Here is a 25814-nt window from a genome sequence, read left to right on the forward strand (position 1 = left end):
TTTAGAGAGCCAATCGCTTAAAGAGGGGTTCAGGAATGCAACGAATAATGACCATGATCCAGCGCCAACTGGGTCGCACATAGATCACGTCCTTCTTTTTGGCTATGGCGGCGAAAATTGCTTTGGCCACTTCCTTTGGCTGAGCGGTGAGGAGAGGAGGTAAGTTCATGCCTTCGGTCATGCGCGTATTGACATAGCCCGGTAAAACCGTTAGAACCTGCACCCCTGATTTGGCAAGGCGCTGCCGCAATCCCGACAAGAATGCCGTGAAACCGGCTTTGGCAGAGCCATAAAAGTAATTGCTGGCACGTCCGCGTTCTCCTGCTACGGAGGAGATGCCCACGAGGGTTCCCCAGCCCCGTTTCTCAAATAAATTGGCAAATACGCTGAGAATGAGAGCCGGGCCTTCATAATTAGTACGCATCACCTCAAGGGCAAGGGGCAGATTTTGCTCACATGCTTTCTGCGCTGGCATGAAACCCACAACGCAGACCACGATCGCGGGTAGCTCTGGCAACTGCTGGACAAAATCGGCATGGGTTTCCACGGCCAAAACATCAAACTCATGGACACTGACGGGTACCCCGTAGCGGATTTCCAAGTCAGCTTTGTCTGATTCTAGACGGTTCACTTGCCGCGCCGCCAATTGAATGGGATGGCCTTGAGCTGCAAAGCAGTGGGCGATCGCCCGCCCAATATCAGAAGTTGCACCCAAAATTAAAACAGGAGCTTTCATAGATTGAGCCGCCGAGACTGTTCGGAAGCAAAGTTTACTGCCCAGCAATGGGTCTGCCTAGCTTGCACAAAGCTCTCAACCCGCGCATCGGATTGCCGCAGCCGCAGCGGAGTCAAATGGCTATCCTTGGCAAGGTAAAAGCGCCCCCCATGCTGGAGAGTGATCTCCTCCAGTTGATCTAACACCTGGAGGGTGCGTCGGGACATTGGAAAGTCCATAGCCAGCGTATAACCCGCCATCGGAAATGAAAAATAGCCCTGGGAATGTCCCAGCTTCTTCAAAACCGCCAGAAATGACCCTGCACCTGCGGCGGAGGTGCAATGGAGTAACGCCGCCAAGCCTTCCCGTGCCCTAGCAAGGGGGAGAACACATTGAAACTGCACAAAGCCACGCCGCCCGTAGATGCGATTCCACCCCAACAAACCATCCAAAGGATAGAAAAACGTCTCCCAATCCACCAAGGACTGGCCGGCTTTGCGTTGACTCTTGAGGAAATACAGTTGATTAAACGCCCGCACCGTCAATGCATTCAAGGCACCATTGGGAAAGTCTAGCGGAATTGAGACCTTGCGTCGTTGCGGAATTTGCAGGGGCGTTTGCCGATATTCAGCGGGCAGTTCCTCCCGGGTGGCATGTTCCCCTAGCATGACCACAGAGCGCCCTAAATGAGCGCCACCCGCTAGACAATCAATCCAAGCCACAGAGTAGGTCACCGCTTCAAAGGCCTCAAAGAGATCGAGAGCCTCGTCTAAGTTTTTGGCGATATGGATAGTCTGGCGAATCCAAGCAGTTTCAATGGGACGCAGGCGAAAGGCGGCTCGCAGAATCACCCCCGTCAAGCCCATGCCCCCCACCGTCCAGTAGAAGAGATCCCGATTCTCAGACCGCGAGCAGCGATAAACCTGACCCTCCGCTGTTAGGAGATCTAACCAATCCACGCTATTTAGGAAGCTGCCCTCTTTGTGGTGGTTTTTGCCATGGACATCGGCAGCAATCATGCCCCCTACCGTGACAAACTTCGTCCCCGGTGTGATTAAAGGAAACCAACCCCTTGGCACAAAAATGTCCAGAATCTCGGCCAGCAGCACACCTGCCTCGGCAATCAACTGACCCGTTTGCGGGTTGAATCCCAAGAGGCGATTGAAGTGCTTCATCTGGAGCGTGGCTTCCCGATTGAGGGCGCTGTCTCCGTAGGCACGGCCATTGCCTCGAGCAATCAGCGGCAGACCACGCTGAAGAAGCTGGAGAATCTCCCCTTCTGAGCGCGGGGAATACACCTGGCAGGTCTGTACCGGATACCGTCCCCAGCCGCTGAGTTTTTTGAGTTTGGCCTTAGCCGTGAGGGGAGAAGACATATCGCTTATCCAAGTGATACTTGAGTACATAACCAATGGTTAAACCAATGATGGCACCGATTTCCCGCAGGAAATGGCTTTGCCAAATCAGCCAAAATACCGTCTCAAATCCCCAAAAAATTGCCGTTGTGAAAACTCCCATGACCGCGTAGAGACTAAATTGACGACTGTCGTGCCGAAGACCCTTTTTATGATCAAAGAAAATCCAGCGTTTATCCAAATAGTACTTGACGACTAACCCCCCAAGGGTTCCCACCACCACTGCGGTTACAAAATAAGGCAGGCTCTGCCCCATCAATAGGATGACGCGTTGGGAAAAAAGATTCATCAAGGTGGCAATCACAGCAAAAGCTGTGTAGCGAATCATGAGGGTTTGTAGCCTCATAAACTCTTACCCAAAATAAAGAGACCAAGGCAGATCAAGAGGCAGAGTTGGCTCTGGCGGTCTTTAATGGCATAAACAATAGGATCATAGTGCATCAGCCCTCGATGGGTGAGGAAAATGGTGCGCGTCAGCCAGTAGAGAAGGACAGCGCAAACTCCCCAAAGTATCTGGGGTCTGGTGTAGAGCAGGCGGACTTGGGGAGAGTGAATATAAAGCGCCAGCACTAGAACCGAAACATAGCCCGCACTGAGTGCCATCATGGTGATAATCGGCAAATCATCGGTGTGGTAGCCCCGTCCCTTCGTCTTGAGTTCCTTACGCCTTTGATGATCCACCAGTTCGGCTTGCCGCTTGACGGTCGCTAAGCAAAAGAAGAAGAACATGGAGAAGGCCAACAGCCACGCGCTCAAGGAAATGCCAGTGGCAACGGCACCGCCAAGCATACGAATCGTGTAAAGGGCAGCCAGCGTGCAAATGTCAATGACAATCCGCCGCTTTAAGAAGAAAGAGTAGGCCGTGGTGAGAGCATAGTAGGCCAGTAGAATCCCCAAAAAAGGCCAACCAAGGGTGGGGGCGATCGCCATCCCAGCGCCAAGGAAGATAAAAAGCATCCAGAGGCCGTGGGCAAGGGGAAGATCTCCAGCGGCAAAGGGGCGATGACGCTTACGCGGGTGGGCGCGATCGGCTTGTAGATCCAACAGATCATTTAAGACATAGACACTGGAGGCGGTGAGACTAAAAGCAACTGCTGCCACCAGCGAACTCCAAAAGGTTGGCAAGTTAAACTGATGCCCCGCCAGCATGGGTACAAACACCAAGCTATTTTTCACCCACTGATGGGGACGAATTTCCTTCAAGTAGGGCTGAATGCTTCGTTTTGCGCTGCCTAGATGTTCCGCATGGGGATTGAGCTGCTCGACCTTCTGGCGTAGCCATGGCGGTGCATTGACCGTAATTGCCTTAGCTGCCACTGCCCAGACGGGTAAATCGGCGGCGGCATCCCCCATGTAGATAAATTGCTTTTCGCCAAATTGCTTGAGCAAAAACTGCGCTTTGGTTGTTCCCTTAAGGTTGACTTGGCCATTGGAACCATAGACCGCATCAAAAAGCCCCAAGTGAGCGGCAACTTTTTCGGCCAAAATTTGATCCGTAGCCGTGGCCAGAGCCGCCTTTCCCCCTTTTGCTTTCCAAGCTTGAATATATTGAATGACTTCAGGGTTGTAGGGCAAGCTGGCAACATCCAGTGGGCAGGCGGTTGCCAAGAGGCGTTTTATCGGTGCTCGCTTCCAAGAATTGATGCTGAGCCACGTTTGGGGAGCTTGGCGCCAACAGAACCAGAAACATTCAAAAAGAATGTCTGTTTTTAGCAGCGTCTGATCGAGATCAACAACAAGATACAGCCCGTTCATGGATGGCGACTTGAAGGCTTCGTGTTAGAATACTAACAACTCGTGTTAGAATACTACCAACAAGAGGGTGGTGCTGTTCACGACAGAGGCAAAGCGAGTTCAGTCAGGCAGCGCCAAATTTTTCCAGACTTTAGCACACCAAAATCTGTCTAGCAATGCTAAAACGAAAGTAAAATTTGTTTACAACTATCGGCTTTACACCCATGCCCCCTCCCGCCCTCGGCATTGATTTTGGCACCTCTGGCGCGCGAGCCATTGTGGTGGATGGTGAAGGCAAGAGCTTGGCAAGGGCGCGGTTCCCTTTACACCAGCCGGATTCTCCGAAGGCTTGGGCAGAAACACTGTGGCACCTCATTTTGGCGCTGCCTCTCTCTGTGCGGCAACGGGTGGAACGGATTGCGATTGATGCCACCTCCAGCACAGTTTTGCTCTGTACGCCCCAAGGGGAGCCTTGCTCGCCGGTGCTCCTATACAATGACAATCGCGCTCAGGGGTATGCGGCTCAATTAGCCCAACTGTTGCCAGCGGAGCAGCCGGCGGTGAGTTCAACCAGTAGCCTTGCTAAACTCCTGTGGTTAAGGGAGCATTGTTCCCAAACAGCGGCGGTCTTGGTGCATCAAGCGGACTGGTTGGCCTTTTTACTCCACGGTCAACTGGGCGTTTCCGATTGGCATAATGCCCTGAAGTTGGGCTACGACCCTGCCCAAGAGACCTATCCCGCTTGGTTTGAGCATCCTGAGCTTGCGCCTTTACAACCGTTTTTGCCACGGGTTGTCCCCCCGGGTACGGTAGTGGGTGCTGTAAGGAGCAAGGAGTTTGGTTTTCCTCCCACTTGTCAAGTCTGTGCTGGTACCACCGATAGCATTGCTGCGTTTTTGGCCAGTGGTGCTCAAGGGGTCGGGGAGGCCGTCACCTCGCTGGGGTCAACTTTAGTCCTCAAATTGTTGAGCGATCGCCCTGTGTCCGAGGCCAAAAGTGGCATTTATAGTCATCGGTTGGGCAACCGTTGGCTTGTGGGGGGTGCCTCCAACTGTGGCGGGGCGATTCTCCGCCATTTCTTTAGCGAGGCAGAACTCGTTGCCCTCAGTGCCCAAATTGATCCCCAACAGCCCACGGGGCTAAATTATTATCCCCTCCTTGAAGCGGGAGAGCGCTTTCCCATTGCCGACCCTCACCTCCAACCCCGATTGGAACCCCGCCCCGCGGAACCTCATCGCTTTTTGCAGGGATTGTTAGAGAGTCTTAGCCGCATTGAACAGCAGGGCTATCAGCGCCTTCAGGAGCTGGGTGCTTCCCCTCTAAGGCGGGTCTGGACAGCAGGCGGTGGTGCCCACAATCCCGTTTGGTTGGCAATTCGCCGTCAACAATTGGGCGTGCCCGTAGAAGTTGCTGCTCAAACCGAAGCCGCCTATGGCGCTGCTCGCCTAGCCCAAGGGGTACTCTAGCTGCCCATCGAGCGCAGTGTCTAAGAAACTCTAACCAGTAGGGTAAAACCCAGAGCAGGAAAGCATTTCACTTAATTTCAGCAAATCTGGAAACAGTGCTCTCTCTGTTCAGTCTAACTAATTCCGTATCCAGTGATACTTTACATCTTTTCAAAAATCTTCTAAGCTAGGCGCCGTTTACCTTTTATCCTTGTACCTAAGTACGGATACTTATGGCTATTGACCCTAGCGCCTTTATGACAACAATGGTGCGCCGTGTACAGCTCACGGACACCGATAAGGCAGCCCTTAAGGAAGCGGCTGCGTGGGGAAAGGAAATTGCCCCCGCAATGGCAGACATTTTCTATGACTACCTCGGACGCGACGAGGAAATGAATGCCATTCTCAATGCCACCGAGGGGCGGGTGCACCGCCTGCGGCAAACCTTTGTGGATTGGTTTGCTGAAATGTTTACCGGCATGGATGAGTGGGGTAAAAGCTATGCGGAGCGCCGCTGGAAAATTGGTCTGATTCATGTGAAAGTTGGCATTGGCCCTCAGCATGTGGTGCCGGCAATGGCAGTTGTGGTGAATGCCGTGCGGCAAAAACTCCGCCAAGATGGCAAGTCTGAAGCCCTTGGCGATGCCCTTGGCAAAATTTGCATGATTGACCTTGCGTTTATTGAACAAGCCTACTTCGACGTCTCGTCCCAAGCCGTGCTTCAAGAAACCGGTTGGACTCAAGCCCTTTTCCAGCGTCTCATCGCCACCGGTGCCGCTTCCATGCAGTCCTGATCACTTAAGCCAAGAGGAAGACAACATGCCAATTGACGTTTCTAAACTGGAAGCCACCCTGCAAAGCTTTGTTGCCAATGCTAGCAATGTGCAAGGTGCGGCCCTAGTCTCTCCTGATGGTTTGACCCTAGCAGCAGTGTTGCCGGGCGCCATGGATGAGGAGCGGGTTGCCGCCATGTCAGCCGCCATGCTGTCGCTGGGGGAGCGGATTGGGCGTGAACTCAGTCGTGGTCAAATTGAGCGAATTCTCGTGGAAGGCGGCAGTGGCTATGGCATTCTCACCAGTTGCACAGAGGATGCGGTGCTATTGGTTCTTGCCGATGCCTCAGCCAAACTGGGGATTCTTAATTTAGAGATCAAAAACGTCTTGGCGGAACTCCAGCCCCAACTCAGCAGCTTAAACCCAGCCTTGGGGGTTTAGAGGGGGTTGCCCATGGAGATCATGCGCATTGTGGTCACGGGTCCAGTGGGTGCCGGCAAGTCCACCTTCATCCGCACGATTAGTGAAATTGAAACCGTGGACACGGACCGCAAAGCAACGGATGAAACGGCTCAGCTTAAGCCTAAAACTACAGTGGCCATGGATTTTGGTCGGCTCCAATTCAGTCCCCAGATGGCACTGCATTTGTACGGTACACCAGGTCAGGAGCGCTTTGACTTTATGTGGGACATCCTGATTCGCAAAGCCCATGCCTTTATTCTGCTGGTCAGCTCCCACCGCCCCCAAGACTTTCGTGCGGCCCGGCGGATTTCTGCCTTTATGCGCCATCGCACCAAAGTGCCCATGATTATTGGCTTTAGCCATGCAGACCTCCCTGAGGCATGGCCAATGGAAGAGATTGCCATTGCCCTTGGCTATCTCAGTCCCCACGGACGACCTCCCATGGTTGCCCTAAACGCATTAGATCGCTCCTCTGTGGCCACAGCCCTTATGACCTTAATTCAAACCTACGCCGAGTCCCAAGCAACTTCTCTTCGTTAGCAACAAAATCACGAAACTAGGGGGAACTGATGAAAATCAGTGGCTATCTTTCAGAATTTTCTTTGGGTGAGGTTTTTCGTTTCCTAGAGCAAGGCCAAAAGACGGGATGCCTTTCCCTGAAGTCAATGGATGAATCCCACGCGCTACCCTTTCTGTCGGCGGCGTCAGAGCACTACCTCTTCTTTCGCTATGGTCAAATCGTTGCTGCCACAACCACATTGAATCATCAAGGTCTGCGCCAACTGATTGAGCAGCGCGGTTACCTTCACCCCTTGACGGTGCAGCGGGTGATGAATCGCTATCCAGGGAATATGCCCCTTGGTGTCTTCTTAAAATCTCAAGCTATCCTCGATAGCCAGCAAATCCAATTGCTGTTTAAGCAACAGGTGCTCACGCCGATTCCCTATCTTTTTGCCCTTAAGGATGGATATTTTCATTTTGATGCCCAGCACCCGCTGCCCTTAGCTGAAATGACGGGGCTGAGTGCTTCCCCCCAAGTCATTACCCTAGCCGGATTGCGGCTATTGCGGGATTGGACACCGCTGTTGGATAAGCTGCCCCTTGCCGATTCCACTATTGTGAGTCTCGTCAGTGAGCCACCCTCGGTTCAATTGGGCAAAATTGAGTGGCAGGTATGGGAGCACATTGATGGCACAACGACCATTCAGGAAATTGCTCAAAGGCTCAACATTGCAGTCTTAGAGGTGCAAAAAGTCTGTTTCCGCCTGATGGTCATGGGCATTGTCGAGGAAGTGATAAATATCCCATCCTCATCCCCAGACAACGCATCGCCCGCCCAAGACATGGCTTCTGACCTCTCGACTACTTCCAGTACAGGGCTGAGTTCTTCGTTTCTCAATGAGATTATTGGCTTTTTGAAAACAAAGGTTAGTCGCTAGAATCTCTGCTTGCCAGATTAATTGATTAATTAGATTAAGGAATACACAAGACCCCTGGACCCTAGCGTGAAAATTAGACGCTACAGTAGTAGTGGCCTTGTTGGGTAACAGCAATTATGGGTGAACTCTTTGGCCTGCTCTTTCTACTGGGGTTTGGGGGTTGGGGTGTTGCTAACTCTGTACGGATTGTGAATCAGGGTAATATGGCCTTGGTGGAGCGGTGGGGCCGCTATAGCCGTCGCTTAGAACCGGGGCTAAATTTTACGATACCGTTCGTTGATCGCGTGGTCTTTGAGGAAACGATTCGGGAAAAAGTATTGGATATTCCGCCGCAGCAGTGTATCACCCGCGACAATGTGACAATTACGGTGGATGCCGTCGTTTACTGGCGGATTATTGATATGGAGCGCGCCTACTACAAGGTGGAAAACCTGGAGATGGCGATGGTGAATCTGGTGCAAACGCAGATTCGGACAGAAATGGGGAAGCTAGAACTAGATGAAACTTTTACTGCTCGTACTCAGGTGAATGAGAATCTGCTGCGGGATCTAGATATTGCCACAGATCCGTGGGGGGTGAAGGTGACTCGTGTCGAACTGCGGGATATTGCGCCTTCCAAAGCAGTTCAAGACTCGATGGAACTGCAAATGTCTGCGGAGCGCAAAAAACGCGCGGCGATTCTCACCTCAGAAGGGGAGCGGGAAGCTGCCATCAACTCTGCGCGGGGCAAAGCAGAAGCCCAAGTGTTGGCCGCCGAAGCAGAACAAAAAGCAGCCATTTTGGCAGCGGAAGCGGAACAGAAAGTGGTGGTGTTGCGTGCCCAAGCCGAGCGCCAAAATCAGATCTTGCGCGCCCAAGGAACCGCAGAAGCAATGAAAATTATTGCGGCAGCACTGCACGAAGATCCGAAGGCCAAGGAAGCGCTCCAGTTTCTCCTTGCTCAGGGCTACTTGGATATGGGGCGCACCATTGGCCACAGTGATAGCAGTAAAGTACTATTTATGGATCCCAGCAGTATCCCGGCAACGATTGAGGGTGTGAAGTCCCTCATCGAGCAGTCGCCTCGCGAGGTATAGTCCATGGCACAATTTCAGGCACAGGTTTTTGTTACGTTGCGACCCTCGGTGTTAGATCCCGCAGGGGTGGCCGTACAGGCGGGAATTCATCATCTGGGCTACACCAATGTGCAAGCGGTGCGCATTGGCAAACTGGTGGAAGTGACTTTAGAGGCCAGCGATCGCGCCACTGCCGAGGCACAGCTTACCCACATTGCCGATCAACTGTTGGCCAATCCGGTGATTGAAACCTTTCGCATTGAATTACAGGAACTGGCAACTACCGCAGGGTAGGCATGATGTTCAACTGGTGGGAGGATCTATTAGCCAGTATCGAGGCGGGCATCAAGGCTGGGATTGAATCGGGATTACAGTCCTTGGCGGACACCCTTGCCCCTTTGCTTCAAGTACCGGAACCGACAGCCCCCTTCCAACGCATTGCCCTTTTTCGGGCGGGTGTAGATCAACCGATCGCTGGTTTTGGCCTTCGGGTTGAAGGTGCTGCTTGGTGTCTAGAGTCCCACTGGCCGCAGACGATTCCCCTCTTTGAACTCCCGGAAGCCCACCTGTGGCTTGAAGTGCCCTCTGCCCAAGGGGGGGATCAACTGCTCCTGTGCCGTGCCTTAGTCAAAACTGGGGCATTGCCCGAGGGGGGACAACTGTTCCTCAGCCGCAGTCAACCTTTTGGTTGGACATTTTCGCGCACCGTTTCCCTCGTCGGCGATCGCGACTGGCACCTGTGCGAAGTGCCTTTTCACCTCAAACCAGAAGCCCAGACCCCCGGCTTGATTAAAATTGGGGTGGAATTCATGGGACGCGGTGTGGTCTGGCTACGGGATATTGAGCTACTCCATGCCCCTGCCAAGTTAAAGCCGATTACTGATGTGATGGATGGATTGCTGTGAGTCATGCCCTAAACGTGGGGATTGTTGTTTTTCCCGGATCCAATTGCGATCGCGATGTGGCCTACGTCACGAGTGAAATTCTGGGGTGGCCAACGGAGCTGCTATGGCACGAAGAAACCAATTTGAGCGATTATGATTTGATTGTGCTGCCGGGGGGCTTTAGTTTTGGCGATTATTTGCGCTGTGGGGCGATCGCGCGCTTCTCCCCAATTATGGCCGCCGTCAAAGACCATGCCGCTGCCGGCAAATGGGTACTGGGCATTTGCAATGGGTTTCAAATTCTCACCGAGGCGAAGCTGCTACCGGGTGCCCTAGTGCGCAATCGCGACTTGCACTTTATTTGCGATCGCGTGCATTTACGCTTAGAGGCCAAAGAGCGTCCGTGGCTCCAAGCCTATGGCAATCAAACCGTGATTCGCCTGCCCATTGCCCACGGTGAAGGCTGCTACTATGCTGATCCTGTCACCCTCGCTGAACTGGAAGCCAACCGCCAAGTCCTCTTTCGCTATGCCGATGCCCAAGGGAATGTCACGCCTGAGAGTAATCCCAATGGCTCCCTCAACAATATCGCCGGCATTTGCAACGCGGCGGGCAATGTGTTGGGGATGATGCCGCACCCTGAGCGCGCCGCTGACCCCACCTTGATCCACTCCCCCAGCGAGCATATGCTAGACGGCTTGCTGTTATTTCAGTCTCTTTTAGTTAGTCCCTTTTAGATGAGTAGAGTAGTAAGCAAATTCTCCCATCATGCAGCTCTACCAACTCACCGCAACAGTGAATCTCTACGACGCCCCCACAGGCGATCGCTTGGCAACCCAAGGGGCAGCAGGACGCTTTCTCTGGGCACCTACTTTGGAGACTGAACGTACCTACGTGCAACTCGCGGAGGATGAATACTGGGGCTGGCTGGATCCCCAGGATTACCGCCATCTCACACCCGCCACTCAGCCCTATCAGCCCATTGCCCGCGATCGCGCCTACATCGAGGCTGTCCTTGAAGAGGTTATTGCCTTTTGCCTTGCGGCACAGCAGGTTCCCCATGAATATCTCTGGGGCGGAACTGTTGCCCCCAATTACGACTGCTCGGGCTTGATGCAGGCTAGCTTTGCCAGTCAGGGCATTTGGCTGCCCCGTGATGCCTATCAGCAGGAGGCCTTTGCCACCCCCGTGGGGAGTCCTTCTATTGAGGAAACCCTACCCCAGCTCCAGCGGGGGGATTTAGTCTTTTTCGGTACGGGTGACAAGGCCACCCATGTAGGTCTCTATCTAGGGCAGGGGCAGTACATCCACAGCTCTGGCCAAGGGTATGGTCGCAATGGCATTGGCATTGATACTCTCTACCCCAGTGAGGATGCCGTGAGCATCGCCTATCAGCAGCAGTTTCGTGGCGGTGGCCGCATTGACTGTAGCTATCTGCCCTAGCGACCCATCCCCAGCTTTTGCGCTTTTTGATAGACCTTGCCTTCCGTGAGGAGGGAGGGGGCAATGACGATTTCTACCTGCTGCATTTCCCGTAGATCCTTGGCGCCAAGGGTACCCATGCTGGTTTGCAGTGCCCCTAGGAAGTTGTGGGTGCCATCGTCCAACTGAGCCGGTCCGCGCAGAATCTGCTCAAGGGTGCCAGTGGTGCCCACATGAATGCGCGTTCCGCGGGGGAGTACCGGACTAGGTGTGGCCATCCCCCAGTGATAACCGCGACCGGGGGCTTCTTTGGCACGGGCAAAGGGGGATCCCATCATCACCGCATCTGCGCCACAGGCAATACATTTGCAAACATCGCCACCCGTGACAAGACCGCCATCAGCAATCACCGGCACATAGCGTTGCGTCTCTTCAAAATAGGCTTCCCGCGCTGCAGCACAGTCGGCGATCGCTGTCACTTGCGGCACCCCCACCCCCAGCACGCCGCGGGAGGTACAGGCCGCCCCTGGCCCAATCCCCACCAGAATTGCTGCCGCACCACAGTGCATGAGACTGAGAGCCACCTCATAGGTGACGCAGTTCCCTAAAACCACAGGCATGGGCATGCGTTCACAAAAGGCAGCGAGGTCGAGGGGTTCTGTGCCCTCAGGGGCAAGGTGAGCCGGTGACACAACCGTGGCTTGGACAAAGAGCAAATCGGCTCCCGCCGCTGCCACCACATCCCCAAACCGACTGGCTCCCGCTGGGGTTAAACTGACGGCGGCAATTCCCCCTTGGGATTTGATTTCTTGAATGCGTTTTTCAATGAGGTGGGGCTGAATGGGCTGCGCATACAATTGCTGCATCAGGGGTACAAATTCATCGACACTGACGCTGGCAATGCGTTCAAGAATTGGATCGGGATCTTCGTAGCGGGTTTGAATCCCCTCAAGGTTGAGGACGCCTAGTGCCCCCAGTTGGCTGAGTTTGACAGCCACTGCCACATCCACAACCCCATCCATGGCACTGGCAATAATGGGAATTTCCCGTTCAATGGGACCAATGCGCCAGCGGGTATCCGCCAGTTGGGGATCGAGGGTGCGGTTGCCGGGGACAAGGGCAATTTCATCAATACCGTAGGCGCGACGGGCGGTGCGATGTCCCCCTAGTTGAATCGTCATGGTGTTCCTCGCAGTAGGTGGGCTAAATGATCAAGTACGGTGCCTAAGTTGTTGTTGATAGTGCAACAAATTTACAAAAATTTACAACACCTTGACAAGCCATGCCTTGGCACTAGTTCGATGGTGGGTTGGGCGATCGCCGAACCGGAGGAACGGAGGCCGAACGCGGCGATGTGGGCGATGAACCGGGACGCTGAGACTGCCGTCTTTGGGGACGGGCTGGCCTTGCCTTGGCTTTCTTGCGCTTCTTGATTTTGCGGGGGGGCAAAATACCCACCGTGGTTGCCTCCTGAACCACTAAACTGGTCCCCTGTCGCTGCACCTGAAAGTCCCAAAAGTACCCCGGCGACTTCATGGGGACTGTTCCGACCAGTTTGAGTTTGAAGGCTTTGGGTTTCTCGCCCCGCCGCCGCGGCAACTGTTGGATTTTAACGACGACAAAGTTCTTTTCTTGGGAGTTGAAGATCACTTCTCCTCGTACAGAAAAGTAGCCGTCATTGACACCGGGATCCGCTGCTATGGCATTGGCCTGTTGCAGGCGTTCCGGTTCCCATACACCGACAATTTGTAGGTGCAGTTTCACCTCTTCTTTGTTCACTTCGCGGGTGCGGGGATAGACTACCCAGAGGTGGGGTTCATTCAGGTCGAGATACTTTTTAATCAGGTTCATCACTTGCCCCAAAAGGACGGTTTCAATTTCCACGCCATCCTCGGTAATCATTACCCCTCGGTTGAACTCTGCCTCCGAAGCGGGCACATAGCGACCGCGTACTACCCCGATCGCTCGATATTGCATCCGTTCACTGGGGGGTGGGATCGGTTGGGGGCGGGATAGGACTTCTGCCTGCTGAGAAACAGATTCTTCAGAGACAACGCTGGGTTTTGGGGCTGAGCTACCCGCTGCGGCCACACCGAGAATTTCCGGACGAGGCTTGGGGGGCGTTGCTAATTCAGAGGAAGGCTTTGGCGGCGTCGCTGGGGTCTTTTTGGCGCGGGGGCGCTTGGGCGGGGGTTCAGCAGTCATGGCAATTCTCGCAAACAGTCTAAGCACCAATTGAGCGACTGTTCAGATAAACAGGCCACGGCAATCCTCAATTGGGGTACTCTCAATTATGCGTTATTATGCGTTGCTGCTGTGAGCTAAGCAAGACTTTTACACGTTGCCAAGGTAGTGAGAGCTATGGGCTTGATACAACGCTTTCTGTTTGCACGATCGACCCAAAATCGCCAATAATTGCCGCACAGTTGCGCAACAAACTAAGGAGCGCTAAGCGATTGGCACGCACGGTTGCATCCTCTGCCATCACTAGGACACTTTCCTCGCCATCGAAGAAGCGACTAACAATCGGGGCAAGGGAGACTAAGGCAGCCACAATTTCCCCATAGGCACGCTGCTCCTGCGCCTGTTGCACCCTTGGCAAGATGTCTTTGAGGGCAGCATAGAATTCCTTTTCAATGGGGGCTTCGAGGTGCTTGGCCTTGACGGCACGGATATTCAGGCAGTCTGTCCCTAGGGTACCTTGACGTGCCAAGCGAGCAGCGCGGTTTACCGTCGGGTAAATGGCCATGAGTTCACCGGACTGGCGCAGTTTTTGCAGAAATTGGGCGCGATCGCGGGCATCCACCACATCCGTGAGGGCACGGCTTTGCAGCGCCGGCTGATCCTCTGGAATGACGGCATTCACCAAGTCATACTCAATGCCCAAATCTTCTTGCAGTAAGGTTCGCAGCCGTTGGCTAAAAAACTGCCGCAGTTGCTGCGCTAAGTCAGCAGCACTGAGCTTGGCGGTAAATTGGCGACAAAAGGCTTGAGCCTGCTCCTCGAGGAAAGCCAAAAGATTCAGGTGATGCTCCCCCTGCCAGAGAATGGTGATCACGGCATTGGCAGCCCGCCGCAGGGCAAAGGGATCTGATGAACCCGTGGGACACAGGCCGATGCCAAAAAGGCAAACCAAGGTATCCAAGCGATCGGCCAATCCCACCACCTGACCCGTGAGACTTTGGGGCGGGCGATCGCCCGCAAAACGCGGTAGATAATGCTCAAAAATCCCCGTGGCCACCGCTGGGTCTTCCCCGCAGACCGTGGCATACACTTGCCCCATGTAACCCTGCAGTTCGGGAAATTCCCCCACCATCTGGGTCACCAAATCCGCTTTGCACAGGGCAGCGGTGCGTTCAATGGCAGCAACGTCCGCAGCCGCACAATTTAAGGCGGTGGCAATTTGGCGAGCTAGTGCGGTTAGCCGCTCCACTTTGTCGGCCATCGATCCCAATTCATCTTGGAAGGTGACCGTGGCTAGTTTGTTGCGGTAGTGCTCCAGGGGCTGTGCCGTATCCGCCTTGTAAAAGAACTCGGCATCCGCAAGACGGGCACGAATCACCCGCTCATTCCCAGCACGAATCAAGGGGGTGGCCGCAGGATCGCCATTGCTAATCGTGATGAACAGGGGGAGCAGGGCTTGGCGAGTCGCATCGGTGTACACCGGAAAATACCGCTGATGGGACACCAATACGGTCGTAATCACCTCAAGAGGCAGGGCAAGAAACTGCGCTTCAAAACTCCCCAAAACCGCCGTTGGCCATTCCACGAGGTGGGTCACTTCCTCCAAAAGGGGTACCTCTAAATCCACCCATCCGCCTGCTTCTTGAGCAAGAGTGGTAATTTGCTCGCGAATTCGTTGCTGGCGGACTTCTGGATTCACCACGACCCCTGCCTTTTCAAGGGCAGCTTCATAGTCTTGGGCATGGTTGAGGACAATGGCTCCTTGGGAAAGCACGCGATGGCCATAGGTGGCGCGATCGCTGGCAATGCGCACAGAATGGCTCTCTAAGACGAGGGGCAGCACCTGATCATTCCACAGCAAGACCAGCCAACGAATGGGACGCGAAAAACGCAGCTCCCCATCCCCCCAGCGCATGAAGCGACTCCCCTCAAGGGCAGTAATCCACTGCTGCGCTAACTCAGTCAAGAGTTGGCAGGTAGGTTGGCCAGGGCGGACTTGCTTGAGATAGACCACCTCCCCTTTTTCGGTGGGGCGGATTTCGATGTCCTCGAGGCGGCCTTGGCGCGATCGCAGAAAGCCCAATAGGGCAGGGGTGGGTTCCCCCTCCCGAAAAGCCACACTGGCTGCGGGCCCCTTAATTTCAATGGCTTGATCCGGCTGCTGCGGCGGCAGTCCCTCAATCAGTACGGCTAAGCGGCGCGGTGTCGCCCAGACCTTGACTTCTCCCATTAGTCCCTGTTCTTTGAGGGTTTGGGGAATCAGGATGTGCCACTGGTGCAGGGCGCTACTGACAAAGCGGGCGGGGAGATCCTCAGTTCCCACCTCTAGGAGGAACGTATGCGGTGATGACTTGGGCATGGTGACCATTTACTAGAAAACTGCGCTACTGCGGGCGGCTTCGGCCTCGTCGGGATGAATCCCAAGACGGGTCAGGTTAATGCGGCCTTTGCTGTCCACCTCACGGATTTTGACAACAATTTCATCGCCAATTTTCACTTCGTCCTCGACTTTGCCGACGCGATACTCCGCCAACTGGGAAATGTGGATCATCCCCTCCTTGCCGGGGAGAAACTCGACAAAGGCACCAATGGGAATAATCCGTGTTACCCTGCCTAGATAGACATCACCTGCGTTGATCTTTCGTGTTAAGCCCTCAATGGCGGCGCGGGCTTGCTTGGCGTTGGTTTCATTGGGGGCAGTAATGGTGAGTAGCCCTTCTTCGCTGATGTCCACCTTGACGTTGTATTGCTCACAGATACTGCGCACGGTTTTGCCCCCCGGCCCAATCACGACGCCAATCATATCGGGAGAAATTTGCAACGTCAGCAGCCGTGGCGCACTGGGGGGCAGTTGGGGACGGGGTTTGTCGAGCACTGCCAGCATTTTCTCAAGGATATGCAGCCGTGCCGAACGTGCCTGCTCGATCGCCTGCTTGATCACCGCAACCGGCAAGCCAGTGATTTTCATGTCCATTTGCAGGGCAGTAATGCCACTATCGGTGCCCGCCACCTTGAAGTCCATATCTCCTAGGAAGTCCTCAATCCCCTGAATATCAGTGAGGATGCGCACCTCATTGCCCTCCTTGATCAGACCCATGGCCGCACCACTGACGGGCTTGCGGATTGGCACCCCCGCATCCATCAATGAGAGGGTGGAACCACAGACAGATCCCATAGACGTAGAACCATCGGAAGAAAGCACCTCCGACACCACCCGAATCACGTAGGGAAATTCCTCTTTCGGGGGAAGGACGGGTTCAAGAGCACGCTCCGCAAGGGCACCATGGCCAATCTCACGCCGTCCGGGGGATCGCAAGGGGCGGACTTCGCCCACAGAGTAGGGGGGAAAGTTGTAGTGGTGCAGATACCGCTTGCTGTCCTCAGGATGCAGATCATCAAGGGCTTGGGCGTCGTCAGGAGAACCGAGGGTGACAACAGACATTACCTGCGTCAAACCGCGATTAAAGAGGGCACTGCCGTGAACCCGCTCTGGCAGAACCCCCACCTCACACCAAATGGGTCGCACTTCATCGAGACGGCGGCCATCCACTCGCACCCCCTCCTCAATAATTTGCTGCCGCATGAGTTTTTTCGTCACGGCCTTAAAGAGAGTGGGCAGGGCTTTGGGGTTTGCCGCCGCCGCCACCGCCACTGGGTGATCCTCGGGCAGGGCTGCAATGTCTTGGGCGATCGCCCCTTGCACCTCATCGAGGGCAGCATCGCGAACATTTTTGTCCTTTTCAAAGCGTTTGAGAATGGCTTTGACCGGTTCAACGGCGCGATCGTAGATGAAGTTTTCCAACGTGGGGTCGATCGCGGGCGGTTCAGCTTTGACCATGTCAATGCCCAGTTCCTTAAGGAGATCCCGCTGCGCTTGAATCAGGTCTTGGATCACCTCATAGGCAAAGTCAATGGCCTCAATCATGTCAGCTTCCGGCAGTTCATTGGCACCGGCTTCCACCATGACTACCCCATCGGGAGAACCGGCCACAACGAGATCTAAACCACCGCGCTCAATTTCTTTGTAGGTCGGGTTGATCACAAACTCATCCCCCACAAGGCCAACCCGTACCGCCGCCATTGGACCATTAAAGGGAATTTGTGCCAAGAGAACGGCAATCGAGGCACCGGTGACCGCCAATACATCGGGGGGAACATTTTCATCCAAGGAAACTGTCGTAGCCACCACTTGCAGATCGTCCCGCAGCCATTGGGGAAAGAGGGGGCGCAGCGGTCGATCAATCAGACGACCAATGAGAATGGCTTTTTCGGGGGGACGACCCTCACGGCGTAAAAAACCGCCGGGAATTCGCCCAGCAGCATAGAGACGCTCTTCGTAATCCACCACAAGGGGTAAAAAATCAATGCCTTCGCGCGGGGCGGCACGATTCGCCGTCACCAGTACGGCCGTTTCCCCTGAACTAATGAGAAGGGAACCGGCGGCTTGGGGGGCAAATTTTTGCAGTACTACTTTGATATCCCGTCCATCTAGGGGGATAATCTTTTCTAGACCCTTCATTTGCGTTCTATTTCGTCCTTCTTCCTATTTCTTTCTCTCTACTAGGATAGCCGCTTCTGCCACTCATCCGCTAAAGTTCAAGGATCAGCCGTGTGCCCCTGAGGGCGGCAAGACTAGGGGTGGCTGACCAGCTTTGCGTTAATAGGATTTGTAGAAGTTCTGCCGATCGCTGGCTGCTAGCGCTGTCCTGTAACCCCAAGTAGAAACTGGCGGAGTGGTGGCTATCTTGCCCCAAAACTTTGAGCAGATCATCGGCGTAGTGAAGGGCTTTTTCCATCTGGGTTTGCAAGTTCGTCCATAAATCCACATTGCGGAGATTGCTCAGGGTTTCGGCCACCACATCTTGACGGTGTTGAATTAGAATAGTTTGTGGTTGTAGCTCTGGCGGTAAATCGGCAAAAAAAATGGCCGGTCCGTAGCCAATCAGATAAACAGTCTCCATCCATTTTGTTTGCGGCGGCAGCAATTGCCGCACAATGTGACAGGCAAGGGCAGTAATAATTAACCCTTGGCTATGGGCGACAAGGTACAATTCAGCCCCCGCTTGTAGCCCCTTGATGATTTCATAGGCCAAGCGTAGGGTGGGGCGCGGCGCACCGGCTGGAAACGTACCGTAGAGATATTGGGCAAAATCCCCCCAACCCAATTTTTGCAGGAATGACAGGTCAAGGAGTTTTGTTAAGTCGGCGGCACTATTGATATCGAGGGGGCGTTGTTGCAATTCGCTGGGTTGGGCGATCGCCAGAATATCGGCATCATCGGCAAGATCCTTGCTCACCAGTTGGCCAAGGAGTTTGGCATACCCATAGCGGCGATCCTTGCTGGGGTCTGGGGCTGGCGTCTGGGGCCAAAAATGGTAGAGTTCTGCCTTACCGAGGAAACTTTCCAAGAGATCCGCTTGAAAGCCATGGGTCTGATTGTGAATGCCGCGAATTTCCAAAGGGTGAGTTGCTGTGAGTTTGGCAAGCTGGTTCAAATCCCGCCGTTGCTTGGCAGCATCGCTACCTATCCCATTGACATGGAGTAACCGCCGTCGCAGAGGCGCACTCAGGGGGTTTTGCGGCAAAAGAATTGTACCGTCTAAAGTAGAGGTCATAGGAGATTCAAAAATTCTAATGAGAGACTTTGGTGAAGGGCAATAAAAAGCGGCTAAGTTGTGATCATCGTCACAGTCATTCTAACGGCGGATAGGTCATGCTAAATAGTGACTCAGTACTATCCGAGTCATCAACAGGGAACACACAACGAGCCGACAGACTGTAAGTAAGTTTGTCGGTTTTTTTTTAGAATTTTCGGCATGCCCCCCAAAAAGATCACGGTTCGTTTAGATACTGAACTCTATGGCCAACTCCAACGCTGGCAAGTGCAGCAGGGATGCCGTTCCCTCAATGAAGCAACTCGTAAAATTTCGCAATAATCTCTTCAGTCAGTGGAGATTGCTTGTCCAACAGTCTTACGGCGCTTGAGTGCTCTAGAACAGTGAGTGGTGACCCTTGAACGCCAACTGTGCCCACCCTAACCCACTATTAAAACACGGACGATCGCGGAGCTAGAGCGGCTGACTCACCCATAGCTGGTGGCCTTAGCGCGGGACTTGGGCATCTCTGGTTATAAGCTGAATCATCCAGCGTTGCGGCAAGGGATTTGGGCAGCAAAACAAGCAAGCCATCGATGGGCAGGAGCGACAATGATATGCTGACGAAGGTGATTCAAGTATAGGTGGGATGGCTAGTCCGTCAGAATCAACGTCAGAATCCATAGATCGCTCCCGTTTGTGGTGGGCGGCAATTAAACTTCCCATGTACAGTGTGGCGGTGATGCCCATTTGGTTGGGCACGGCAGTGGCGATCGCCGAGACAGGCAAGGTGCACTGGTGGCCTTTTAGTCTGTTTCTCATCGCTGCCGTGTTGATTTTGGTCTGGCTGAATCTGAGTAATGATGTGTTTGATGCTGAAACCGGGATCGATCGCCACAAGTACCATTCCGTGGTCAACCTCACGGGCAAAAAGGAACTGATCTTTTGGCTGAGCAATGTCTGCTTACTCTTGGGGCTACTGGGGATTGCGGCGATTAGTTGGCTGCAACAGGATGCAACAGTTTTAGGGTTGGTATTGCTCTGCTGTGCCCTCGGCTACAGCTACCAAGGCCCACCCTTTCGCTTGGGTTATTTGGGCCTGGGGGAGCCGATTTGTTTTCTCTGCTTTGGCCCATTGGCGATCGCTGCCGCCTACTATAGCCAAGTGCAAACCTTTAGCCCCAGTATCTCGGCGGTGGCTATCCTCAATGGTCTCGCCACAACGCTGATTCTCTTTTGCTCTCACTTTCACCAAGTGGCCGATGATCTAGCGGCCGGCAAACGTTCTCCGGTTGTGCGCCTCGGAACGGCTCGCAGTGCCCAACTGGTCTATGGTGCCTGTGGTCTCTTCTATGGTGTGTTGCTAGCCAGTGTCGCATGGGGAATGCTGCCGTGGCCAACGTTACTCGCTTTAAGTTCGCTGCCTTGGGCGATTTATCTGTGCCAGCGGATGGCCCAATTTCACAGTGTGCCTGAGCAGATCAAGAACTCGAAATTCATTGCCGTGCAACTGCACTTTTGGAGCGGCCTACTCTTGGGACTGGGCTATTTGGTTTGAGAGGCAGGGCGATTGCGATTCAGCGACCACCGGTATTCGACACTGCCGCCGCTCAATTGCCATTCCTCCTCAAACTGCTTTTGCAGCCGCAGAGCCTTGCGCAGATGAATGACCGCACTGTGGAGCTGTTGATAGCCCCTGGAGTTGGGGGAAAGAGCAGGTAAGGAGACCTGTTCTAAAATTTGCAACACTAGCTCGTAATGAATATGGGCAGGAACGGGAACCTCACCGGGGGGGGCAGAAGAAAGAGTCACCAGAGCAGACACCTCCAAGGAACGACATTTAGATTCAGAATTTCTAGCGGCGGCGGGGACGGCGATAGGTCAGCCGTTCGGAGCGATCGCGCTCGTAGGCAATGAGCCGGCCATAGATTTCATGCTTGGTTAAGTTTAACGAAAAAAAGACATGTCGCCGAGGATTGCCAAAGCCCTTACGGGTAAAAAACTTCACTGCGGCGGTATTAGCAGGGTCAGTGTCCACCAGCATAAACCGTGCCCCTTCTTCAATCATGCGTTCAATGAGCTTATCCACCAGCTTGTCGGCAATGCCTCGCCGTTGATACTGCGGATGTACCCCCAGCCAGTTAATGTAGCCATAGACCCAAGGGGCTTTGCTAATAATTGTGCCTAGGATAAACCCTGCCACTTGCGAGTCGGCTTCGGCCACAAGACAATATTCTGGATCGGTGTTGTAGAAACCAATCACCTCCCACTCATCCCAGATGCGATAGAGGGAGGGATACAGATCACTGGTGAAAAGTTCCTCGCCAAGATGAAATACGGGGGCAATGTCATCAATGCCCATCTCGCGAATAATGATGTTAGTGGGTTCAAAGCGCTCTTCTTCTTTGGCGGGAACGATGTCTAAATCAACTAAATTGTGGTCAATGGAATCATCGGTGTGCAAAGACATACAAGCGTGTGTAGCGAGCTATTTCTAGCTTAGCCTATGTCCAGCGGGGTTACTGAGTGAACCTTAGCGTACTTCGACAACCGCCTCTAGAGGATAGCGCACCTTGGGTAGGGTGGCATAGTTGTCATCGGCCGCACGATAGCCTGCCGCACACAGAACGACTGCATGATAGCCCTGGGCGGGTAGATCGAGAATACGATCATATTCCTGCGGCAGAAAGCCCTCCATCGGGCAGGTGTCAATGCCCAGCAGAGCCGCCGTCACCATAAACTGCCCCAAGGCAATATACACTTGGCGGGCTGACCATTCATCAACATTGAGGGGGTAGGGGGGTGACTGCAAAAAGCCCTTGACCAAATCCCCGTATTTTTGCAGGTTTTCTACTGCGGTATGTTGGACTTCTGCTTGCCGCGCAAGGTAGCGATCGACATCCGTAGCATTGAGATTGGTCTTAATAGCAAATACCACTAAGTGGGAAGCATCCACCACCTGCCGCTGATTCCAAGTGTGGGGGAGCAGGGCTTGGCGCAGCTCAGGCGTCTCGATGACGTAAAACTTCCATGGTTGCAGACCAAAGGAGGAGGGAGCCAACACAAGGCTTTGCAGGAGCACTTGCCACAGATGCGCAGGAATTTTGCGATCGGGGTCAAATTTTTTCGTGGCGTAGCGCCATTGCAGTTGTTGCAAAACCGTTGTTGGTGAAATCGGTGTTTCAGTCATTCTGTTCACTGGAGAATTGATTAAAGCGATTACCCACAGGATACGTTACGCGATCGCGATTACCACTTGCCGCTGATTTTGACAAACTATTAAAGGTGAGGTCAACCATCCTGTAGATCAATTGCCCACTATTGCCACTGAATATTGGCATTCATCGCAGTCATAGCAGAGGTAAGTTTTTCAATCAGTTCCTTAACGGGGAAGGTGCCGACATCTCCGTCTGCACGGGTTCGGATACTCACGGTCTCGCTTTCGACTTCCTTGGCACCGATAATGCCCATGACGGGAATTTTCTGAGTTTCGGCGTTGCGAATCTGTTTGCCGAGGCGATCGCCACTGCGATCCACACTGACACGCACACCCTGCTCTCGCAGTTGAGCCGCCACACGTTCGGCATAGGGACGTTGCTCATCCCCCACAGGCAACAGGCGTACCTGCTCCGGTGCTAACCAAAAAGGGAAATCTCCCGCATACTCCTCAATGAGAATGCCAATGAGCCGCTCTAGGGAGCCAAAGGGGGCACGGTGAATCATCACTGGTCGGCGGCGGGTATTGTCCTCAGCAACGTATTCCAAATCAAAGCGCTCCGGCAAATTGTAGTCCACCTGAACCGTTCCCAACTGCCACTCCCGACCCAGGGCATCTTCAAAGATAAAGTCCAGTTTAGGGCCATAGAAGGCCGCCTCGCCAATCCCCAGAAAGTGCTCCATGCCCAACTGTTGCACAGCTCGCTGAATTGCGGACTCAGCCTTTGACCAAGCCTCATCGGAGCCAATGTACTTGTCGGATTTGGGGTCGCGGAAACTTAGCCGTGCCTTGAATTTATTCAACCGTAGACAGCGAAAGACCGAGAGAATCAGATCAACCACATTCAGAAACTCAGCATCCAACTGCTCGGGCGTCACAAAAAGGTGGGAGTCATCCACCGTAAAGCCCCGCACCCGCGTTAGACCCCCCAGTTCTCCCGACTGTTCATAGCGATAGACGGTACCAAACTCCGCCAAGCGCAGGGGCAAGTCGCGGTAGGAGCGCAACTCGCTTTTATAGATTTGAATATGGAAGGGACAGTTCATGGGTTTGAGCACAAATCCCTGCTCCTGGGCTGCGGCCTCGGCATCTTCGGCCATGAGAGGAAACATATCCTCTTTGTACTTCTGCCAGTGGCCAGAGGTTTTGAACAGATCAACGCGGGCAATGTGGGGCGTCACCACGGGGAGATAACCGCGCTTGAGTTGCTCCTTCTTAAGAAAGTCCTCCAAGGTTGAGCGCAGGATTGTTCCCTTGGGTGTCCATAGAGGCAGGCCTGGCCCGACTGGATCTGCAAAGATAAAAAGTCCGAGTTCTTTGCCCAGTTTGCGGTGATCGCGGCGGAGGGCTTCTTCTTTGCGGCGTTTATATTCCGCCAGTTGTTCTGGAGTTTCCCATGCGGTACCGTAGATGCGCTGAAGTTGGGCTTTGGTTTCATCGCCGCGCCAGTAGGCACCGGCAACACTTTCGAGGGCGATCGCCTTGGGGTTAATCTCGCCCGTATTTTCAACGTGGGGCCCGGCACAGAGATCCCACCACTCATCCCCCAAGTGGTAAATCGTAATTGGCTCCTCGAGGTCTTGGAGAATTTCTAGCTTGTAGGGTTCCCCCAGCTCCCGAATGCGGCGCTCGGCCTCCTCACGGGTCACTTCCTCGCGGATCACCGGCAACTTGCGCTTAATGATCTTGACCATCTCCTTTTCAATCAGCTTCAGGTCTTTCTCGCTGAAGGGTTCTGGGTGGTCAAAATCATAATAAAACCCATTCTCAATCCAAGGGCCGATCGTCACCTGTGCCTTGGGAAACAGCTTCTGGACTGCCATGGCCAAGATATGGGACGTGGTGTGGCGAATACGCTTAAGCCGGTCCGACTCACTGGTTTTGGGGAGGTGGATAGGGGCAGCAGCAGACTCTGGCATAGGGGGTGATGTATCTAACAAATCTTTAATGAAGGCTAGAGTTCTATTGTGACATTCTGTCGCCCTCAAGGGGGGTGCTTGGCAGCCAATTTTTTCGGAGCAGGTGGGGTCGCCTGTGGTCAACTGGCAAAGACAGGGCTATGCTAAGGTTGGAATCACATAGTGCTCATGCCACTACCGCCCTCTATTCACAATCTCTTGCTATAGGAATCTTGTATCGGAATGGAGTGTTTCCGTGACTAACCGCAAAGTTGTTGTCATTGATGACAGTAAAGTAATCCGGATGCGCGTCCGTGAGATGTTGCCAGAGGGCGACTATGAAATTCTGGAGGCCAAGGACGGCCGCGAGGGCTTGCAACTCATCGAGGACTCTGATCCAATGCTGATCATGCTAGATTTTCTCCTGCCAAGGGTAAGCGGTTGGGAAGTCTATCAGGAACTGGAGAAAAAAAATCTTTTAGGGGCAATTCCCCTCGTCATTATGTCGGGGCGCAAGGAAGAAGTCACCGAAAAGCTCCAAGAACCCTTTGAGTGGTTTGAATTTATTGAGAAGCCCTTTGAAAAGGAACAACTCGAAGTAGCAATTCAAGAGGCCTTTCGCAAAGCCCGTAAGCCCAGACCCGTTAAAGCGGCAGCACCTGCGGATGTAGCGGCTCCCGTTGCTGTGGATCTCAGCCCGATCTATGACAAACTGGCCGCCCTTGAAGGCGCCATTCAAGCCTTGCAGGCACAATCTGTCAATGCAAATGACTTTGCTCAACTCCAAGCAACAGTTGCTCAACTGCAACAGCAACCTGCGGCAACTGGCAGTGGTGGGGATGAAAATCGCCTTGCCGTTTTGGAAGCTGAAAACCAACGCTTACACCATGAGGTCGAGCAACTGAAGCGAGTCATCCACCAAGTTGTGGCAGCATTGCGGCGATTGCAGGGGGGGCACTAAGCTACTGCCATTCAATTTCACGACGACCGGCAAGAGCACGGGCAAGGGTCATTTCATCGGCGTAGTCGAGGTCGCCGCCCACCGGTAGGCCAAAAGCAATGCGGGTCACTTTGACAAAGGGGCGTAAAAGTTGGCCGACATAGAGGGTGGTGGTTTCCCCCTCAATACTGGGAGGAATGGCAAGAATCACTTCTTGGACGTGGGATTGACTAGCGCGTTGAATTAGGGGCTGGATGTGCAGATGTTCCGGCGTAATGCCCTCAAGGGGAGAAATCAGACCTCCTAAGACATGGTACTTGCCGTGGTACTCGCGGGTTTTTTCGATGGCAATCACATCGCGGGAGTCAGCGACGACGCAAATCGTGTGATCCTCACGGGCAGGGGAGGCACAAATCTCACAAATGCGTTCTGCCGAAAGATGAAAACAGATTGAACACAGTCCTACCTGCTGTTTGGCCTCAAGGAGGGCTTGCGCTAGGGCTTGAATGTCGGCCTCAGGTCGCTTGATCAGATGGAGGGCAAGCCGCTGCGCTGTTTTTGGGCCAATGCCCGGCAGGCGTTGCAACTGCTCAATCAGACGCGCCAGAGGACGGGTATAAACACTACTCATGGAAC

The 25814-nt window shown here is 53.8% G+C and carries 25 protein-coding genes and 1 pseudogene; 12 read left to right on the top strand and 14 right to left on the bottom strand.

What is annotated here, in order from left to right:
* Position 1 precedes the first annotated feature (1 nt).
* From ACK4HN_RS05075 to ACK4HN_RS05090, 4 genes are read right to left on the bottom strand one after another with little or no spacing between them, the layout of a single operon-like run.
* Positions 2–736 carry an SDR family oxidoreductase gene (locus tag ACK4HN_RS05075; protein WP_409870418.1) on the bottom strand — a complete coding sequence of 245 codons (735 nt, stop codon included), beginning with the start codon at positions 734–736 and terminating at the stop codon, positions 2–4.
* Positions 733–2091 (bottom strand): FAD-dependent oxidoreductase, encoded by a 1359-nt coding sequence (locus ACK4HN_RS05080; protein ID WP_409877305.1) that lies wholly within the window; start codon positions 2089–2091, stop codon positions 733–735. The genes ACK4HN_RS05075 and ACK4HN_RS05080 overlap by 4 nt, the downstream gene beginning before the upstream one ends.
* Positions 2069–2476, bottom strand: coding sequence for a GtrA family protein (locus ACK4HN_RS05085; RefSeq protein WP_409877306.1), 408 nt, complete (start codon positions 2474–2476; stop codon positions 2069–2071). Before ACK4HN_RS05085 ends, ACK4HN_RS05080 begins: the two co-directional genes overlap by 23 nt.
* Positions 2473–3885, bottom strand: coding sequence for a UbiA family prenyltransferase (locus ACK4HN_RS05090; RefSeq protein ID WP_409877308.1), 1413 nt, complete (start codon positions 3883–3885; stop codon positions 2473–2475). Before ACK4HN_RS05090 ends, ACK4HN_RS05085 begins: the two co-directional genes overlap by 4 nt.
* A 176-nt stretch (positions 3886–4061) precedes the next feature.
* Here ACK4HN_RS05090 and ACK4HN_RS05095 point away from each other — a divergent pair, with 176 nt between their 5' ends.
* From ACK4HN_RS05095 to ACK4HN_RS05140, 10 genes are all read left to right on the top strand, one after another.
* Positions 4062–5330, top strand: coding sequence for an FGGY-family carbohydrate kinase (locus ACK4HN_RS05095; RefSeq protein WP_409877309.1), 1269 nt, complete (start codon positions 4062–4064; stop codon positions 5328–5330).
* Between the two features lie 212 nt (positions 5331–5542).
* Complete coding sequence (locus ACK4HN_RS05100) at positions 5543–6103, top strand: protoglobin domain-containing protein (protein WP_409877311.1); 561 nt, start codon at positions 5543–5545, stop codon at positions 6101–6103.
* 25 nt (positions 6104–6128) lie between these two features.
* The gene (locus tag ACK4HN_RS05105) at positions 6129–6524 is read left to right on the top strand and encodes a roadblock/LC7 domain-containing protein (protein ID WP_409869746.1); all 396 of its coding nucleotides are present in this window, start codon (positions 6129–6131) and stop codon (positions 6522–6524) included.
* 12 nt (positions 6525–6536) lie between these two features.
* A complete protein-coding gene (locus ACK4HN_RS05110; protein ID WP_409877313.1) occupies positions 6537–7085 on the top strand; it encodes a GTP-binding protein in 549 nt (182 codons plus the stop codon).
* 29 nt (positions 7086–7114) lie between these two features.
* Entirely contained in the window at positions 7115–7984 is an 870-nt protein-coding gene (locus ACK4HN_RS05115) for a DUF4388 domain-containing protein (protein ID WP_409877314.1), read from the top strand.
* Positions 7985–8100: 116 nt separating this feature from the next.
* On the top strand, positions 8101–9060 hold the full coding sequence (locus ACK4HN_RS05120) for an SPFH domain-containing protein (RefSeq protein WP_409877316.1): 960 nt from the start codon (positions 8101–8103) through the stop codon (positions 9058–9060).
* Positions 9061–9063: 3 nt separating this feature from the next.
* Entirely contained in the window at positions 9064–9333 is a 270-nt protein-coding gene (purS, locus tag ACK4HN_RS05125) for a phosphoribosylformylglycinamidine synthase subunit PurS (RefSeq protein WP_409850368.1), read from the top strand.
* A 2-nt stretch (positions 9334–9335) separates the two neighbouring features.
* On the top strand, positions 9336–9944 hold the full coding sequence (locus ACK4HN_RS05130) for a hypothetical protein (RefSeq protein WP_409877317.1): 609 nt from the start codon (positions 9336–9338) through the stop codon (positions 9942–9944).
* Positions 9941–10660 carry a phosphoribosylformylglycinamidine synthase subunit PurQ gene (purQ, locus tag ACK4HN_RS05135; RefSeq protein WP_409869754.1) on the top strand — a complete coding sequence of 240 codons (720 nt, stop codon included), beginning with the start codon at positions 9941–9943 and terminating at the stop codon, positions 10658–10660. The genes ACK4HN_RS05130 and purQ overlap by 4 nt, the downstream gene beginning before the upstream one ends.
* 31 nt (positions 10661–10691) lie before the next feature.
* Positions 10692–11366 carry a C40 family peptidase gene (locus ACK4HN_RS05140; protein ID WP_409869756.1) on the top strand — a complete coding sequence of 225 codons (675 nt, stop codon included), beginning with the start codon at positions 10692–10694 and terminating at the stop codon, positions 11364–11366.
* Here the strand turns inward: ACK4HN_RS05140 and ACK4HN_RS05145 are convergent.
* From ACK4HN_RS05145 to ACK4HN_RS05165, 5 genes are all read right to left on the bottom strand, one after another.
* Positions 11363–12526, bottom strand: a complete 1164-nt coding sequence (locus tag ACK4HN_RS05145) for a GuaB3 family IMP dehydrogenase-related protein (RefSeq protein WP_409850360.1) — start codon at positions 12524–12526, stop codon at positions 11363–11365. The genes ACK4HN_RS05140 and ACK4HN_RS05145 overlap by 4 nt on opposite strands.
* Positions 12527–12638: 112 nt before the next feature.
* On the bottom strand, positions 12639–13550 hold the full coding sequence (locus ACK4HN_RS05150; protein ID WP_409869758.1) for a hypothetical protein: 912 nt from the start codon (positions 13548–13550) through the stop codon (positions 12639–12641).
* A 154-nt stretch (positions 13551–13704) separates the two neighbouring features.
* Positions 13705–15888 carry a glycine--tRNA ligase subunit beta gene (glyS, locus tag ACK4HN_RS05155; RefSeq protein ID WP_409877318.1) on the bottom strand — a complete coding sequence of 728 codons (2184 nt, stop codon included), beginning with the start codon at positions 15886–15888 and terminating at the stop codon, positions 13705–13707.
* A gap of 12 nt (positions 15889–15900) precedes the next feature.
* Entirely contained in the window at positions 15901–18048 is a 2148-nt protein-coding gene (locus ACK4HN_RS05160; RefSeq protein WP_409869762.1) for a polyribonucleotide nucleotidyltransferase, read from the bottom strand.
* 70 nt (positions 18049–18118) lie between these two features.
* Positions 18119–19144 (bottom strand): hypothetical protein, encoded by a 1026-nt coding sequence (locus tag ACK4HN_RS05165; RefSeq protein WP_409869764.1) that lies wholly within the window; start codon positions 19142–19144, stop codon positions 18119–18121.
* Between the two features lie 628 nt (positions 19145–19772).
* Between ACK4HN_RS05165 and menA the strand changes: the two genes are divergently transcribed.
* Positions 19773–20681, top strand: a complete 909-nt coding sequence (menA, locus tag ACK4HN_RS05170) for a 2-carboxy-1,4-naphthoquinone phytyltransferase (protein WP_409869766.1) — start codon at positions 19773–19775, stop codon at positions 20679–20681.
* Here the strand turns inward: menA and ACK4HN_RS05175 are convergent.
* The 4 genes from ACK4HN_RS05175 to thrS form a co-directional block, all read right to left on the bottom strand.
* Complete coding sequence (locus ACK4HN_RS05175; protein WP_409869768.1) at positions 20669–20935, bottom strand: DUF5340 domain-containing protein; 267 nt, start codon at positions 20933–20935, stop codon at positions 20669–20671. The two genes, menA and ACK4HN_RS05175, sit on opposite strands and share 13 nt — an antisense overlap.
* Positions 20936–20978: 43 nt before the next feature.
* Complete coding sequence (locus ACK4HN_RS05180) at positions 20979–21593, bottom strand: GNAT family N-acetyltransferase (protein ID WP_409869770.1); 615 nt, start codon at positions 21591–21593, stop codon at positions 20979–20981.
* Between the two features lie 63 nt (positions 21594–21656).
* On the bottom strand, positions 21657–22313 hold the full coding sequence (locus tag ACK4HN_RS05185) for an NAD(P)H-dependent oxidoreductase (protein WP_409869772.1): 657 nt from the start codon (positions 22311–22313) through the stop codon (positions 21657–21659).
* A gap of 128 nt (positions 22314–22441) precedes the next feature.
* Entirely contained in the window at positions 22442–24259 is a 1818-nt protein-coding gene (thrS, locus tag ACK4HN_RS05190; RefSeq protein ID WP_409869774.1) for a threonine--tRNA ligase, read from the bottom strand.
* A gap of 235 nt (positions 24260–24494) precedes the next feature.
* Here thrS and ACK4HN_RS05195 point away from each other — a divergent pair.
* A pseudogene (locus ACK4HN_RS05195) lies at positions 24495–25034 on the top strand (response regulator); the annotation flags it as partial.
* Between the two features lie 166 nt (positions 25035–25200).
* On the opposite strand, the gene recR reads toward ACK4HN_RS05195, so the two are convergent.
* Positions 25201–25809: a recombination mediator RecR gene (recR, locus tag ACK4HN_RS05200; protein ID WP_409850338.1), complete on the bottom strand. Its 609-nt coding sequence runs from the start codon at positions 25807–25809 to the stop codon at positions 25201–25203.
* Between the last annotated feature and the right edge of the window lie 5 nt (positions 25810–25814).

Source organism: Thermosynechococcus sp. (genome assembly GCF_046299655.1).
Lineage (GTDB): Bacteria > Cyanobacteriota > Cyanobacteriia > Thermosynechococcales > Thermosynechococcaceae > Thermosynechococcus.